General features: G+C 69.9%; 13 protein-coding genes. 4 read left to right on the top strand and 9 right to left on the bottom strand.

The window, feature by feature from the left end; genetic code table 11:
- Positions 1 to 160: 160 nt before the first annotated feature.
- The 3 genes from G3573_RS13530 to G3573_RS13520 form a co-directional block, all read right to left on the bottom strand.
- On the bottom strand, positions 161 to 895 hold the full coding sequence (locus tag G3573_RS13530) for a sterol desaturase family protein (protein WP_163261757.1): 735 nt from the start codon (positions 893 to 895) through the stop codon (positions 161 to 163).
- Positions 896 to 971: 76 nt separating this feature from the next.
- Positions 972 to 1,811, bottom strand: coding sequence for an NlpC/P60 family protein (locus tag G3573_RS13525; RefSeq protein ID WP_163261755.1), 840 nt, complete (start codon positions 1,809 to 1,811; stop codon positions 972 to 974).
- 62 nt (positions 1,812 to 1,873) lie between these two features.
- Positions 1,874 to 3,280: a leucyl aminopeptidase family protein gene (locus G3573_RS13520; protein WP_163261753.1), complete on the bottom strand. Its 1,407-nt coding sequence runs from the start codon at positions 3,278 to 3,280 to the stop codon at positions 1,874 to 1,876.
- Positions 3,281 to 3,358: 78 nt separating this feature from the next.
- Here G3573_RS13520 and G3573_RS13515 point away from each other — a divergent pair, with 78 nt between their 5' ends.
- Positions 3,359 to 4,216, top strand: coding sequence for a tetratricopeptide repeat protein (locus G3573_RS13515; protein ID WP_163261751.1), 858 nt, complete (start codon positions 3,359 to 3,361; stop codon positions 4,214 to 4,216).
- Between the two features lie 138 nt (positions 4,217 to 4,354).
- On the opposite strand, the gene dapD is transcribed toward G3573_RS13515, so the two are convergent.
- From dapD to G3573_RS13495, 4 genes are read right to left on the bottom strand one after another with little or no spacing between them, the layout of a single operon-like run.
- A complete protein-coding gene (gene dapD, locus G3573_RS13510; protein WP_163261749.1) occupies positions 4,355 to 5,194 on the bottom strand; it encodes a 2,3,4,5-tetrahydropyridine-2,6-dicarboxylate N-succinyltransferase in 840 nt (279 codons plus the stop codon).
- Complete coding sequence (locus G3573_RS13505) at positions 5,191 to 5,853, bottom strand: pyrimidine 5'-nucleotidase (protein WP_163261747.1); 663 nt, start codon at positions 5,851 to 5,853, stop codon at positions 5,191 to 5,193. Before G3573_RS13505 ends, dapD begins: the two co-directional genes overlap by 4 nt.
- Positions 5,850 to 6,773: an acetylglutamate kinase gene (gene argB / locus G3573_RS13500; RefSeq protein ID WP_163261745.1), complete on the bottom strand. Its 924-nt coding sequence runs from the start codon at positions 6,771 to 6,773 to the stop codon at positions 5,850 to 5,852. The genes G3573_RS13505 and argB overlap by 4 nt, the downstream gene beginning before the upstream one ends.
- A 50-nt stretch (positions 6,774 to 6,823) precedes the next feature.
- A complete protein-coding gene (locus G3573_RS13495) occupies positions 6,824 to 7,906 on the bottom strand; it encodes a phytase (protein ID WP_163261743.1) in 1,083 nt (360 codons plus the stop codon).
- A gap of 91 nt (positions 7,907 to 7,997) precedes the next feature.
- Between G3573_RS13495 and G3573_RS13490 the strand changes: the two genes are divergently transcribed.
- The 3 genes from G3573_RS13490 (at position 7,998) to G3573_RS13480 (ending at position 11,841) form a co-directional block, all read left to right on the top strand.
- On the top strand, positions 7,998 to 10,229 hold the full coding sequence (locus G3573_RS13490) for a TonB-dependent receptor (protein ID WP_163261741.1): 2,232 nt from the start codon (positions 7,998 to 8,000) through the stop codon (positions 10,227 to 10,229).
- 89 nt (positions 10,230 to 10,318) lie between these two features.
- Positions 10,319 to 10,501 carry a hypothetical protein gene (locus tag G3573_RS13485; protein ID WP_163261739.1) on the top strand — a complete coding sequence of 61 codons (183 nt, stop codon included), beginning with the start codon at positions 10,319 to 10,321 and terminating at the stop codon, positions 10,499 to 10,501.
- Between the two features lie 62 nt (positions 10,502 to 10,563).
- Positions 10,564 to 11,841 carry an amidohydrolase family protein gene (locus G3573_RS13480; RefSeq protein ID WP_163261737.1) on the top strand — a complete coding sequence of 426 codons (1,278 nt, stop codon included), beginning with the start codon at positions 10,564 to 10,566 and terminating at the stop codon, positions 11,839 to 11,841.
- Between the two features lie 192 nt (positions 11,842 to 12,033).
- On the opposite strand, the gene yihA is transcribed toward G3573_RS13480, so the two are convergent.
- Both yihA and yidC read right to left on the bottom strand, forming a co-directional pair.
- Entirely contained in the window at positions 12,034 to 12,681 is a 648-nt protein-coding gene (gene yihA / locus G3573_RS13475; protein WP_163261735.1) for a ribosome biogenesis GTP-binding protein YihA/YsxC, read from the bottom strand.
- A partial coding sequence (yidC, locus tag G3573_RS13470) for a membrane protein insertase YidC (RefSeq protein ID WP_163261733.1) occupies positions 12,678 to 14,375 on the bottom strand: 1,698 nt, incomplete at its 5' end. The genes yihA and yidC, both read right to left, overlap by 4 nt.

Genomic DNA, 14,375 nt, shown 5'->3' with positions numbered 1-14,375 from the left:
CCCCGGCTCCGGCCGCGACGCCTGGCCAACCGGCCGCCGAGACCGCGGCCCCGGCCGCCGCGCCGGCCCACTGATCCGGCGATCAGCCTGAACGAATTAAGCCCCCGACGCTCCGGCGCCGGGGGCTTTTTCATGCGCCCCGCGTGACGCGCGAGAGCGGTCAGCGCCAGGTGGCGGCGGCGATCAGGGTCGTGGGCGCGCGGCCGTCGTCCAGGCCGGTCTCGGGAAACTCGCCGGGCTCGGGCCGGCGGTACTTGCCGCTGACCAGGTCGTAGACCGGGAACAGGGCCGAGTAGTTGCAGTCGTGGTACTCGCTGGCCGTCGCATGGTGCATGCGGTGGTACTGGGGCGCGTTCAGCACCCACGACCAGCGGCCGAAGCCCAGCCGGATGTTGGCGTGCACCACGTGGTGCCAGAAGCAGATCAGGCCGTAGGCGGCCAGCGCCGCGGGCGTCACCTTGAACAGCAGGCCGACGATCGCGAAGATCGACACGCCCTTCAGCAGCGGGTCCAGCCAGTGATGGCGGCTGCTGGTGGTCACGTTCATGGCCGTGTCGCTGTGGTGCAGCGAATGCAGCCGCCACAGGAACGGCACGACGTGCTGGGCGCGGTGGAACAGGTACTCCCCGAGATCGGCGGCCAGCACGTAGAGCGCCACGCCCCAGAGGCCCAGCGGCCCTAAGTCGATCAGGCCGCCGCCCAGGCGGTTGACCAGCAGCGCGGTGGCCGGCCCGACGGTCAGCAGCATGAACTGGGTGGCGGCGTGGTTGATCAGGCCGATCCCGACGTTCAGCCGCCAGGCCCCGTGCCGGCCCGCCGGACGCGCCAGCTCGACCATGCGCAGGAGGGCGTAGATCGCGGCGGTGGACGCAATGAACACGAGCAAGTTCGTCACGCCGACGCTCCCCGATCGCTTCGCCGGGGAGATTGGGCCTAGAGGGCGTCGACTGACAAGCTGGCGGGCGCGCGCCTCAGAGGCGGCGGAAGGTCGTCGGCGCGCCGACCCGGGCCACGGCCGCGGCCAGCGGCTCGACCGCCACCTGCATGTGCCAGGAGGTGGCGTGGATGATCCGGGCCTCGTCGACCATCAGGGCGACGTGGTCTTCCCAGAACACCAGGTCGCCCCGGCGCAGGTTGGCGAAGCCGTCGCCGGCCTCGATGGTCTCGCCGGCCTCGCGGGCCTGCATGTCGGCGTCGCGCGGGCAGGCGCGGCCGCAGGCGTAGAGCGCCTGCTGCACCAGGCCCGAGCAATCCAGGCCCAGGCTCTCGCGGCCGCCCCACTGGTAGGGGGCGCCGAGGTAGCGTTCGGCGACGCCGGCGGCGTCGCGCTCGAAGGTGTCGAAGGCGGCCAGGTGGTCCTCGACCACCCAGCCGGCGCGGGCGATCTTCACGAACCGGCCCTCGCGGGCCTCGACCGTGACCAGGCTGTTCAGGGTCAGCAGCACGGCGACCGCCGACTTGTGGTCGGCTTCGGCGAAGGCGTAGGTGCGCAGGGCCGAAACGCGGTGGGTCGGCGCCAGCACCGGCTCGGCCAGGGCGGCGGCCTCGACCCAGCCCACATAGCCGTCGCGGCGCGCGCGGCCCCAGGCCCAGCCGTCCTTTTCGTCGAGCACGTCGAAGGCTTCGCCGAAGACCAGCTGGTCCTGCTGTTCAGAGGTGTTGTCGGGCGCCTTGCGGATGGCCGCCGCCGAGACCGCGCACTGGCGGCGGCTCGGCTCGGCGTAGCGCTGGGCGCGCACGATCCCTTCCAGGGCCTGCTCGGCCAGATCGGGCCGGGCCAGGGTGGTGCGGGGATCGAATTCTTCGGTCACCGGGGACTCCGGGCGATGAACTAGCGGACCGTGATCCTTAGTCCCCGGTTCCGAAGACCCGGTTAACGCGCGGCGGGAAACCGCTTGGCCAGCATCGCGAACACCGCGCGGATCGCCTGCGCCTCGCCGCCGACCGGCCAGCCCGGCCGCCCGCGCGAGTTCCAGGCGAAGACGTCGAAGTGGGTCCAGCTGCCGACCTTCGGCGCGAAGTGCTTCAGGAACAGCGCCGCGGTCACCGAGCCGGCCTGGGCCCAGTCGGCGGAATCGTTGCGCACGTCGGCGATGTCGCTCTTCACGGCGTCCTGGTAGCCGGGCCACAGCGGCATGCGCCACATCGGGTCGGCGTGCGCCTTGGCGGCCGCGGCGATCTCGACCGCCAGGCCCTCGTCGTCGGTGTAGAACGGCGGCAGCTCCGGCCCCAGCGCCACGCGCGCCGCGCCGGTCAGGGTGGCGAAGTCGAAGGTCAGGGCCGGCTCCAGCTCGCCGGCGCGGGCCAGCACGTCCGACAGGATCACCCGGCCCTCGGCGTCGGTGTTGCCGATCTCGATGGTCTTGCCCAGCCGCGTGGACAGCACGTCGCCGGGGCGGAAGGCGTCGCCGGAAATGGCGTTCTCCACCGCCGCGACCAGCACCACCAGACGCACCGGCAGGTCGGCCTGCATGATCAGCCGGCCGAGCGCGAGCGCGTGGGCGGCGCCGCCCATGTCCTTCTTCATGTTGCGCATGCCCGACGCGGGCTTGATGTCCAGGCCGCCGGAATCGAACACCACGCCCTTGCCGACCAGGGCGACCAGCGGCAGCTCCGTGCGGTCTTCCCGCCAGGCCAGCTCGATCACGCGCGGCGCGCGGTGCGGGGCGGCGGCGCGGCCCACGGCGTGGACGGCCGGGTAGTTCTCCTCCAGCAGATTGTCGCCGGTGACCACGCCGATGCGCGCGCCGTGCTTCTCGGCGATCTCGCGGGCGATGGTCTCGATCTGCAGCGGGCCCATGTCGGCGGCCGGGGTGTCGACCATCTCGCGGGCCAGCTCGCAGGCGCCGGCGACGTGACGGACGTGGTCGAGGTTCACGCCTTCGGGCGCCACCAGGCGCGGGCGGGCGTGGTTCTCGCGCTTCTTGTAGCGGTCGAACACGTAGGACCCCAGCGCCCAGGCCAGGGCGACCATGTCGCCGGAGTCGGCCGGCGGGTTCTCGATCACGTAGTCGCCGGCCGGCAGCTTGGTCGGCAGGGCGCGCAGGCTCATCGGCTCCAGCTTCGAGCCCAGGCCCCAGATGATCCGGTTAAGCTTGCCGTCCGCCCCGGAGATCGAGGCGACGTGCCCGTTCTGCGCCTTGAACCGCTGGGCCTCGCAGGTGGCGCGCAGGACGCCCTCGGGCAGCGCCTTGAACTCCTCCTCCAGCATCAGCTGAACCGGGATGGCGGCGGCGGCCGAAGAGGAAGATTGGGCGGCGGTGATCAGAACGTCGTGCATGGGGCCTCGGACGGGCTGTTAACGCTTCCTTGGGGCGACGCGCCGACCCTCCGGACGAAGGCTCAAGGAGGCGCTCTCATGTCGCGCAAGCTGGCGTTCGCCGCAACCGTCGCCGTCGCGGTCGTCGCCGCCGCCGCGCCGGCGCAGGCCGGCCTGTTCGGCAAGTCGAAGAAGGCCGAACCCACCGAAGCCGCCAAGGCGCCGGCCGGCAAGCCCGCGACCGCCGCCGCAGCTCCGGCCGCGCCGCGCAAGGCCACCAAGGAAGAACGCGCCCAGGCCGACCGCCTCGACCCGCTGGCCCGCGCCGCGTTCTGGGGCACGGTGTTCGACGCCGACCCGCAGGACGGGGAGGCGGGCGTGAAGCTGTCGGCCGCCCTGCGCGCGATGGACCGTTATCCCGAGGCCGCCGCCGCCGCCGACCGCGTGCTGGTGATGGATCCGGGCAATGTCGAGGCCATGCTGGAGCTCGGCCGGTCGCATATCGGCCGCGGCCAGGGCTTCTACGCCATCGATCCGCTGAAGAAGGCTCAGGCCGCCGCGCCGAAGGACTGGCGCGCGCCCTCGCTCCTGGGCGTGGCCTACGAGCAGGTCAGCCGCCACGACGACGCGGTCGCCGCCTGGAACACGGCGCTGAAGCTGTCGCCGGACAATCCGGCGGTGTTGACCAACCTGGCCTTGAGCTATGCGGCGGCCGGCGACGCGGCCCAGGCCGAGACCCTGCTGCGCACCGCCGTCGCCCGCCCGGGCGCGACCCTGCAGACCCGCCAGAACCTGGCCCTGGTGCTGGGCCTGCAAGGCAAGACCGCCGAGGCCGAGCGGCTGATCCGCGAGGACCTGCCGCCCGAACAGGCGGAAAAGAACCTGGCCTGGCTGCGCGCCAAGACCGCCGCCCCGGCCTCGACCGGCCGCACCTGGAACTCGCTGCAGGGCGGGTGAGAACTGAATTCTCCCTCCCCTTTATGGGGAAGGTGGCCCGAAGGGCCGGGTGGGGGACAGTCCGGCTTTCGCCGCACCAATTCCCCACCCTGGCCGCTGACGCGGCCTCTCCCTCCCCATGAAGGGGAGGGAGAAGTCTCAGTCGCGCAGCAGGTCGTTGACGCTGGTCTTGGACCGGGTCTGGGCGTCGACGCGCTTGACGATGACGGCGCAGCCGAGGCTCGGCCCCCCCTTCGGATCCGGAAGCGAGCCGGGGACCACCACCGAATAGGGCGGGACGTGGCCGCGGAACACCTCGCCCGTGGCGCGGTCGACGATCTTGGTCGAGCCGGACAGGAACACGCCCATGGCCAGCACCGCGCCCTCGCCGACGATCACGCCCTCGGCCACTTCCGAGCGGGCGCCGATGAAGCAGCCGTCCTCGATGATGGTCGGGTTGGCCTGCAGCGGCTCCAGCACGCCGCCGATGCCGGCCCCGCCGGAGATGTGCACGTTCTTGCCGATCTGGGCGCAGGAGCCGACCGTGGCCCAGGCGTCGACCATCGAGCCCTCGTCGACGAAGGCGCCGATGTTCACGAAGGACGGCATCAGCACCACGTTCTTGCCGATGTGGGCGCCGCGGCGGACGATCGAGCCCGGCACGGCGCGGAAGCCGCCGGCGGCGAACTCCGCCTCGGTCCAGGACGCGAACTTGTTCGGCACCTTGTCCCACCACGGGCCCATGCCGGGCAGGCCGGCGGCGCTCGGCATCACCGCGTTGGGGTGCAGGCGGAAGGACAGCAGCACGGCCTTCTTGAGCCACTGGTTGGTGACCCACTCGCCGTGGACCTTCTCGGCCACGCGGGCCTTGCCGGCGTCGAGCAGGGCGAGCGCCTGCTCGACCGCGTCGCGCATCGGGCCGCGGGTGTCGGGGGTCAGCTCGACGCGCGCCTCCCAGGCGGCTTCGACTTCGGCTTGCAGGGGGATCAGCTCGTTCATGCGGCGGTCCTGATCCGCGCGTCCATCAGGAACGGCGGGAGTTTGTCGGTTCGGTGGTGGACGAAGTCGGCGCTGCACTGGGCCGCGTGGGCGCCGACCAGGACGGTCGCCATGCCCAGCACGGCGGCCGGCTTCAGGTTGCGTTCGCTGTCTTCGAAGAAGGCCGCGGCGCGCGGGTCCACGCCGTGGATGCGCACCAGGTTCTCGTAGGTGGCCTGGGCCGGCTTGGGCACGAAGTCGGCCGCCTCCAGGTGGAAGACGTCCTCGAACAGGTCGGCGATCTCGAGCCGCTCCAGCACCCGCGCGGCGTGCTTGGAGCCGCCGTTGGTGAACACCAGGCGACGTCCCGGCAGGCGGGTCAGGGCCGCGAGCAGGGCCGGGTCCGGCAGCAGCCGGTCCATCGCCACGTCGTGCACCTCGTCGAGGAAGGCGTGCGGATCGATCCCGTGGTTGGCCATCAGGCCCGCCAGGGTGGTGCCGTGCTCGTGCAGATAGCTTTTCTGCAGGGCCTTGGCCTCGTCGCGCGCAAGGCCGGTCTCGCGCATGACGAAGGCGGTCATCTTGCCCTCGATCAGGGCCATGTACTCGCACTCGGCCGGGTAGAGCGTGTTGTCGAGGTCGAAGATCCAGGTCTCGACCCGGCTCAGGTCCGCGCTCATCCCGCCTTCACCATGGTGCCAGCGCCGTGCTCGGTGAACAGTTCGACCAGCATGGCGTGCGGACGGCGGCCGTCCAGCACGACCACGGCCTCGACCCCGCTCTCGACCGCGGCGATGGCGGTCTCCAGCTTGGGGATCATGCCGCCGGTGGCCGTGCCGTCGGCGATCAGCTTGCGGGCCTCGGCCACGGTCATCTGGCGGATCAGCTCGCCGTTCTTGTCCAGCACGCCCGGCACGTCGGTCAGCAGCAGCATGCGCTTGGCGCGCAGCGCGCCCGCGACCGCGCCGGCCACGGTGTCGGCGTTGACGTTGTAGGTCTCGCCCTCTTCGGAGACGCCGATCGGCGCGATCACCGGCACGTAGTCGACCTCGGCGTAGATCAGCGCCTCGATCAGCTGCGGGTCGACGTCCTTGGGCTCGCCGACGAAGCCGAGGTCGACGATCCGCTCGATGTTGCTGTCCGGGTCGCGCTTGGTGCGCCGCGCCTTGTCGACGGTGATCAGCCGGGCGTCCTTGCCCGACAGGCCCACCCCGCGCACGTCCGCCTCGCGGCCCGCCAGCGTGATCCAGTTGGCGATCTCCTTGTTGATCGCCCCGGACAGGACCATCTCGGCCACTTCCATGGTCGCCCGGTCGGTCACCCGCAGGCCGTCGACGAAGGTCGACTTCACGCCGGCGCGGTCCAGCATGGCCGAGATCTGCGGCCCGCCGCCGTGCACCACCACCGGGTGCACGCCCAGCAGCTTCAGCAGCACCACGTCGGCGGCGAACTGCCTGGCCACGGCTTCCTCGCCCATGGCGTGGCCGCCGTATTTCACGACCACGGTCTCGCGGTCGTAGATCTGGATGTAGGGCAGGGCTTCCGCCAGCGTCTTGGCGGTGGCCCAGCCCTGGCTCTCGGCGTCGGGGGTCGTGTTCATGTCGGGCGCGCGATAGCGCACGGGGACAGGCCTGTCACGGGCCTAAAGCACTAGAGCCGCAGCGCGCGTTTCACCTCACGCCAGTCGACGAACTTGAAGTTCTGGGCGCGGCCCTCGTTCTCGTCGTCCTGGATGACCAGCAGGCCCTCCGGATAGGCCCCGATCGGGCCGCTCCAGGCGTCCAGTCCGTCGGTGCCGCTGATCGCGTCGACACCGTTGGCGGCCACCACTTCGAAGCGCCCGGCGTAGGCCGGCGCGGGCCCGTCCACCCGCCAGACGGCGAAGGCGCTGTCGCCCTGGCTGGAGACGATCACGTAGCTGGCCGCGCCGTCGCGCATCAGGGTCGTGCCCTCGACGTCGGCGACCAGCAGCGACTTGTCCATCGGCGCCAGCTGCTCGCGGGCGTTCCCGGCGGCCGGATCGAAGCCGTAGGTCCACACGCCCTTGGCCTCTTCCCCGACGTAGAGCTTGCCCGCGACGTCGTCGACCACGCAGCCCTCTGACTGGGAGCCGACGGCGAAGCGGCGCTCCTCGACGCCCTTGGGCGCACCCGCGTCGTCGGTGATCCGGTACTGGCGCACCTGGCCGTCCTTGCCGACCAGCACGGCCGACACGACGTCGCCGCGGCGGCCCAGGCAGAAGCCGTAGGGCTCGCCCAGGTCCGACTTGATCAGGCCCCACGGCCGGATCGCGTTGGCCGGATCGGTCGAGGCCGGGTCGAACAGGTACAGCGCCACGCCCATGCGGCCGCGGTCGGAGGCCCCGATCAGCACCTGCGGACGGCCGTCGACCATCACGTCGGCGCGCAGGTCGACATTGTTCAGCAGGCCGTCGGGCAGGAACTGCAGGACCGAACCGTCCAGGGCGTAGGCGTAGAGCCCGGCCTTCTTGTCGGTGCCGAGCACGAAGCCGTCGACCTCGCGGCCGGCGAAGCGGGCGCGCGCGCCGGCCGGCGCGGCCCAGATCGCCGGGTCGTCGGCGGCGTCCGCGTTCACGCTGGCCACGGCGACGGTCTCCATCGCCGGCGCGACCTTGGCGGTCGGCGCGCGGGTCGGCGCCGATGCGCAAGATGCTCCGAGTACAGATATAATCAGCGGTGTCGCAAAACCTGTAAGAATTCGTCGAGAAATCATCACTCGTCCTGCGGCTCAGCTTCAATATTGTCGCCCTGCAAGAACGCGTCAGGACGGCGCGGTCAACGGGTCTCCTGGCAGGGGGACCTAAATGACTCGCAAGATGCTCTTCCTGGGCGCCGCCCTGGCGCCTCTGTGCTTGGCCGGCCCTGTCGCCGCCCAGGACGTGACCACCCAAGCCGCCGATCAGACGACCACGCTCGAGGAGTTGATCGTCACCGGCGAGCTCGCCTATCGCGACCGCACCGACGCCACCAATCCGGTGCTGTCGTACGACCTGGAGTACTTCCAGCGCTTCGAACCGATCAGCGTCGGCGAGATGCTGAAGCGCGTGCCGGGCGTCACCTTCACGTCCGACGTGCTGGAGTTCGACGGCGTGTCCATGCGCGGCCTGCCGCCGGGCTACACCCAGATCCTGATCAACGGCCGTCGCGCCCCGGGCGGCGAGGCCGACCGCAGCTTCTTCGTCGACCGCATCCCGGCCGAACTGGTCGAGCGCATCGAGATCGTGCGCGCGCCCAGCGCCGACCAGCCCAGCGAAGGCGTCGGCGGCACGCTGAACATCGTGCTGAAGGACGGCGTCGACCTGCAGGGCGGCTTCGTGAAGGCCGGGACCCTGATCAATTCGGACGGCGAGATGCGCCCGTCCGCGGCGGTGGCCTACGCCGGCTCCCGCGGCGACACCAGCTTCTGGGCCGGCCTGAACTACCAGGGCCGCCGCAACCCGAAGGAAAAGTTCTCCGACCGCGTGCGTCCCAGCGACGACGACGACATCGAGTACCAGAGCGACACCCGCGACGGCGTGGACATCTCGGCCAACGCCGAGCTGACCCAGCGGTTCGCCAACGGCCGCCTGCGCGTTTCGGGCCTGATCGTCGACACCGACCGTGACGAGGACGAGGTCTCCAGGACCTTCATCGTCGACGACGTGACCCGCGAGATCATCGACTCCGACGGCGTCGAACTGCAGCACGAGCGCATCGCCCAGCGCACCTACGCCCTGTCGCTCGACGGCGAGTTCGAAATCGGCGCCGGCCAGCTGGACTTCGACCTCGGCTGGTCGGGCTTCCGCGACGAGACCACCGCCGCCACCGACGAAGGCGACACGGTCGCCGAGGCGGAACTCGACGAATTCACCGCCGAGAACATCACCGACGACGAGTACGGCGCGGGCGTCGCCTACACCGTCAGGTTCGGTGGGAACGCGAAGCTGAAAGGCGGTGTCGACCTGCTGAAGAAGACCCGCGACGGCTCGCTCATCGAGTACGACATCGACGCGGGCGCCGTCGGCGATCCGGAAGATCCGGGGCCGGGCGCGGTCTACACCATCGAAGAGACCCGCATCGATCCGTTCCTGAAGCTGACCCTGCAGCCGACCGACGCCCTGACGGTCGAGGCGGGCCTCCGCTACGAGACGGCCAAGCGCGAAGTCAGCAGCGACGGTCTGTCCGCCTCCATGACGGAGAAGGAGCTGAACCCGTCGCTGCACGTGAAGCTGCAGGCCTCGCCGTCCGACCAGATCCGCTTCTCGGTCGCCCGCACGGTCAAGCGTCCCGACTACGACCCGATCGCCCCCTACACCCTGCTGGAGGAGCCGGCCGACGAGAACGCCCTGGTCGGCAATCCGAAGCTGAAGAGCGAGAAGGCCTGGGGCGTCGACCTGGGCTACGAGCACCGCATCGGCTCGCGCGGCGTGGTCGGCGTCAACGCCTTCTATCGGGACATCTCCGACCTGGTCGAAGTGATCGGCACGGGCGAGGAGATCGACGACGGCGGCGACATCTTCGACGTCTACCAGGCCCGCAACATCGGCGACGGCAAGACCTGGGGCGTGGAGTTCGACTTCTCCGCCCCGCTGACCGCCGTCGGCCTGCCGAACACCGGCCTGTTCGCCAACTACACCTGGATGGACAGCGAGGTGCGCGATCCGTTCACCGGCCAGGACCGGCGTTTCACCAACCAGCCGCACAACGTCTACAACGTCGGCGTCATCCACACCGTCGAGAGCTGGGGCGCGAGCTTCGGCGCCACCTATTCCGACCGCGACATGGGGCTGGAGTCCGCTTTGGACGAGACGGTCAGCGTCGACTACGACGCCGACCTTGAGGTGTTCGCCGAGAAGCGCTTCGGCAGCCGCTACGTGCTGCGCTTCGTGGCCGCCAACCTGCTCGACAAGGAAAAGCGCGAGCGCTTCGCCAAGTACGACGGCGACTCGATCGACGAGATCCTCGACAACCGCGCCAACGGGATCGTGGACGAGTACGAGCGTGAGGTCGAACACTCGGGCCCGATCTACCAGATCACCTTCCGGGCGGCGTTCTAGGCGCCGGACCTGCGGCCGGGGCGGCGACGCCCCGGCCGGCTTCCGAAACCGGGCCTCGGCCCGGCGCGTTCTCCGCAAGGAGGCGTGTCATGAAAGAGCACGAGATCGACGACCAGGGCCTGAGCCCTCGCCCGGAGGGACAGCCTGTATCGGCCGAGAACGTCTGCCCCGAATGCGGGGGCTCGGGCACGCTCGGCTCCGGCGAGGTCTGCCCGATGTGCGGCGGCACCGGCCGGCTCAACGAAAAGCTGGGCGGCACGACCGGCGTCTAAGCTGCGCCGTTGATCGGCGCGCGGCTGCGTGAGAGCGTCCCCCGACAACGGGGGGAGTTCACATGTCGCGTATGCTTATCGGGGCCGCCATGGCCGCCCTGCTGGCCGCCGGTGCGGCCCACGCTGAAACCGTGGCGGTCACGGCCGATCGGATGATCGACGTCGAGACCGGCAAGGTGGTCGAGCGGCCGGTCGTGCTGGTCACCGACGGGCGCATCACCGCCGTGGGTTCGCAGGACCTGGTGCGGCTGTCGTCCGACGTGAAGCGGGTCGACCTGCCGGGCATGACCCTGCTGCCGGGCCTGATCGACGCCCACGTCCACCTGGACAGCCTGGCCGAGGTCGGCGGCTACAACTACCTGCAGTACTCCGACGCCTTCTGGACCGTGGTGGCGACCAAGAACGCCAAGGACACGCTCAACGCCGGCTTCACCACCGTGCGCAACGTGGGCTCCAGCGACTATTCGGACGTCGGCCTGCGCGAGGCGATCGACGCCGGCTACGTGCCCGGCCCGCGGATCGTGACCGCGACCTACGCCATCGGCGCGACCGGCGGCCACTGCGACTCGACCTTCTTCCCGCCGTCGATGGAGGAGGTCGGCCCGGCGGTGATCGACAGCCCCGACGAGGGCCGCAAGATGGTGCGCAAGCTGCACAAGTACGGCGCCCAGGTGATCAAGATCTGCGCCACCGGCGGGGTGTTCTCCCACGGCGACACGCCCGGCGCGCAGCAGCTGACGCTGGAGGAGATGAAGGCCATCGTCGACGAGGCGCACATGACCGACATGAAGGTCGCCGCCCACGCCCACGGCGCCTCGGGCATCCGCGACGCCATCCTGGCCGGGGTCGACACCATCGAGCACGTCAGCCTGGTCGACGACGAGGGCATCCGCCTGGCCAAGGAGAAGGGCGCCTACTTCTCCATGGACATCTACAACACCGACTACACCCAGGCCGAGGGCCGCAAGAACGGGGTGCTGGAGGAGAACATCCGCAAGGACGCCGAGATCGGCGACATCCAGCGCGAGAACTTCCGCAAGGCGGCCAAGGCCGGGGTGAAGATGATCTTCGGCACCGACGCCGGCATCTATCCGCACGGCGACAACGCCAGGCAGTTCGCGGTCATGGTCCGCTACGGCATGAGCCCGCTGCAGGCCATCCAGTCCGCCACCGTCACCGCCGCCAAGGCGCTGGACCGCGACAAGGACGTCGGCGCCATCGCCGTCGGCCGCTACGGCGACATGATCGCGGTGAAGGGCGACCCGCTGAAGGACGTCACCGTGCTCGAGCACGTGCCGGTGGTGATCAAGGGCGGCGTGGTGGTGAAGGACGCGCGCTAAGGCTGTTCTCCTCCCCTGCGTAAGCGGGGGAGGGGGACCACCCGAAGGGTGGTGGAGGGGGCGAGCTGGCGCGCGACCGCGCCCCCATTTTGCATTCTTGAATTCGTGACCGGGGGCTCGGCTCGCCCCCTCCACCGCCTTCGGCGGTCCCCCTCCCCCGTTTCGCTGCGCTTCACAGGGGAGGAGAGGGGCTCAGATGCTGCTGAGATCGATCTCACACGCCTGGGCGATTTCCGCCCGCAGCTCGGGCAGGCCGAAGCCCTTTTCGCTGGAGGTCGCCTGCACCCGCGGGAAGGCCGCCGGGCGCTTGCGGATGGCTTCCAGGGTCTGCGCCGTCACCTTCTCGACCTCGGCCGGTTTCAGCTTGTCGGCCTTGGTCAGCACGATCTGGTAGCTGACCGCCGCCAGGTCGAGCGCGTCCATGGCTTCCTTGTCCGGATCCTTCAGGCCGTGGCGGGAATCGATCAGCAGATAGACCCGCTTCAGGTTCGGCCGGCCGCGCAGGTAGGACCGTCCCAGGTTCTGGAACTTCTTGGCCGTCTCGCGCGACACCTTCGCGAAGCCGTAGCCCGGCAGGTCGACCAGGCGCATCCGCTCGTCCAGCACGAAGAAGTTCACCTCGCGCGTGCGGCCCGGCTCGTTGGAGGCGCGCGCCAGGTACTTCTGGTTCACCAGGCCGTTGATCAGGCTGGACTTGCCGACGTTGGAGCGGCCGGCGAAGGCCACTTCCGGCAGGTCCGGCGCGGGCAGCTGGTCGATCTTGGCCGCGCCCATCAGGAAAACGGCGGGCCGCGCGAACAGGATTCGCGCGGCCTCGATCGTCTCGGGATCGAAGCTCACTGGGCTGGCTTCGGCTGGCCGCGCAGCTTGGCGATCAGGTCGTCGATCGGGTTCTCGGTCCCGAACCGGCGCATGATCACGTACTGCTGGGCGATCGACAGCACGTTGTTCCAGATCCAGTACACCAGCAGGCCGGCCATGAACCCGGCCATGATGAAGGTGAACACGATCGGGAAGAACTGCATCATCTGCTTCTGCATCGGGTCGGTGGCCGGCGGATTCATGCTCTGTTGCAGCCACATGGTCAGGCCGTAGAGGATGGCCAGCACGCCGATGTGCAGGTTGGTGTGCAGCAGGCCGCCGACCAGCGGCGCCGTCGACGGATCCCACGGGATCAGGCCGAACAGGTTCCACATGGTGGTCGGATCGGGCGCCGACAGGTCGTGGATCCAGCCGAAGAACGGCGCGTGCCGCATCTCGATGGTGACCGACAGCACCTTGTAGAGGGCGAAGAACACCGGGATCTGGATGAAGATGGGCAGGCAGCCGGCCAGCGGGTTGATCTTCTCCCGCTGATACAGGGCCATGGTCTCCTGCTGCTGCTTCTGCGGATCGGAGCCGTACTTCTTCTTCAGCTCCTCCATCTTCGGCTGCAGCTTCTTCATCTTCGACATGGACTCGAAGGCCTTGTTGGCCAGCGGGAACATGATCGCCTTCACCGTGACGGTGAGGATGAGGATGGCGACGCCGAAGTTGCCGGCCAGGCCGTAGAACTTCTCCAGCAGCCAGAAGATCGGGCGGGTCAGGAACCAGAACATGCCCCAGTCGATCGCGTCGTCGAAGCGGGGGATGTTCAGGTCCTTCTGGTAGGCGCTCAGGATCTCGGCGCGCTTGGCGCCGGCGAACAGGTGGCTGGTCGAGCTGACCTGGCCGCCGGCCGGAACGACCACCGGCTGGCCGACGAAGTTGACCTCGTACACGTCCACCGAGCCGCGCGGGGTCACGCGGAAGGCGCCGTTCATCTTGTGAGCCTGGTCAGGCATGACCGCGGCCAGCCAGTACTTGTCGGTGATGCCGACCCAGCCGCCGTTGCTGGCTTCGGCCGCCTGGAACAGGCCCTTCTTGCGCCAGTCCTTGTACTTGAGCTTCTCGAAGCGCTTCTGGCCGAACACGCCCACGGCGCCTTCGTGCGAGATCATGGTCTGGCGGCCGGTGACCGGGGGCACGCCCTGGCGCTGCACCGAGCCGTAGGGGGCCAGGGTCAGCGGGCGGCCGCTCTCGTTCACCACCGAGTCGGTGACGGTGAACATGTAGTTGTCGTCGACCGAGATGGTGCGCGTGAAGCGCAGGCCCGTCAGGTTGGCGTAGGTCAGGGTGATCGGCTTGCCCGGCGACAGCACGTCGCCGGAGGCCAGCTGCCACTGGGTGGCGCCGCCCGGCAGGTCGGACACGGCCGACGCGGCGTTGCCCGGGGTCCAGCCGAAATCGGCGAAATAGGCGTGCTCCGCGCCCTCGGGGCGGAAGAGCTCGACCGGCGGCGAGCTCTTGTCGAGCGTCTCGCGGTACTGGGTCAGGAACAGGTCGTCGATGCGACCGCCTTCCAGCGACACCGAACCGGCCAGGTGCGGCGTCTGGATCTTCACCCGCGGACTGGAAGCCAGCGCCTGGCCGCGCGCGGCGAACTGCGTGACCGCCGGGCGCCCCGTCGGGCCGGCCGCGGGCGCGGTCTGCACGGCCGCCGCCGCCGCCTTCGC

The sequence above is a fragment of the Caulobacter sp. 17J65-9 genome (genome assembly GCF_010975005.1).
Taxonomy (GTDB): Bacteria; Pseudomonadota; Alphaproteobacteria; order Caulobacterales; family Caulobacteraceae; genus 17J80-11.
This window is presented reverse-complemented; position numbering and strand designations above follow the sequence as displayed.

What these genes read in the sequence shown, in the direction of transcription:
- G3573_RS13520 (WP_163261753.1), bottom strand. Translation starts at nt 3,280, where the DNA reads ATGCACGACGTTCTGATCACCGCCGCCCAATCTTCCTCTTCGGCCGCC.
- G3573_RS13515 (WP_163261751.1), top strand. Translation starts at nt 3,359, where the DNA reads ATGTCGCGCAAGCTGGCGTTCGCCGCAACCGTCGCCGTCGCGGTCGTC.
- dapD (WP_163261749.1), bottom strand. Translation starts at nt 5,194, where the DNA reads ATGAACGAGCTGATCCCCCTGCAAGCCGAAGTCGAAGCCGCCTGGGAG.
- G3573_RS13505 (WP_163261747.1), bottom strand. Translation starts at nt 5,853, where the DNA reads ATGAGCGCGGACCTGAGCCGGGTCGAGACCTGGATCTTCGACCTCGAC.
- argB (WP_163261745.1), bottom strand. Translation starts at nt 6,773, where the DNA reads ATGAACACGACCCCCGACGCCGAGAGCCAGGGCTGGGCCACCGCCAAG.
- G3573_RS13495 (WP_163261743.1), bottom strand. Translation starts at nt 7,906, where the DNA reads ATGATTTCTCGACGAATTCTTACAGGTTTTGCGACACCGCTGATTATA.
- G3573_RS13490 (WP_163261741.1), top strand. Translation starts at nt 7,998, where the DNA reads ATGACTCGCAAGATGCTCTTCCTGGGCGCCGCCCTGGCGCCTCTGTGC.
- G3573_RS13485 (WP_163261739.1), top strand. Translation starts at nt 10,319, where the DNA reads ATGAAAGAGCACGAGATCGACGACCAGGGCCTGAGCCCTCGCCCGGAG.
- G3573_RS13480 (WP_163261737.1), top strand. Translation starts at nt 10,564, where the DNA reads ATGTCGCGTATGCTTATCGGGGCCGCCATGGCCGCCCTGCTGGCCGCC.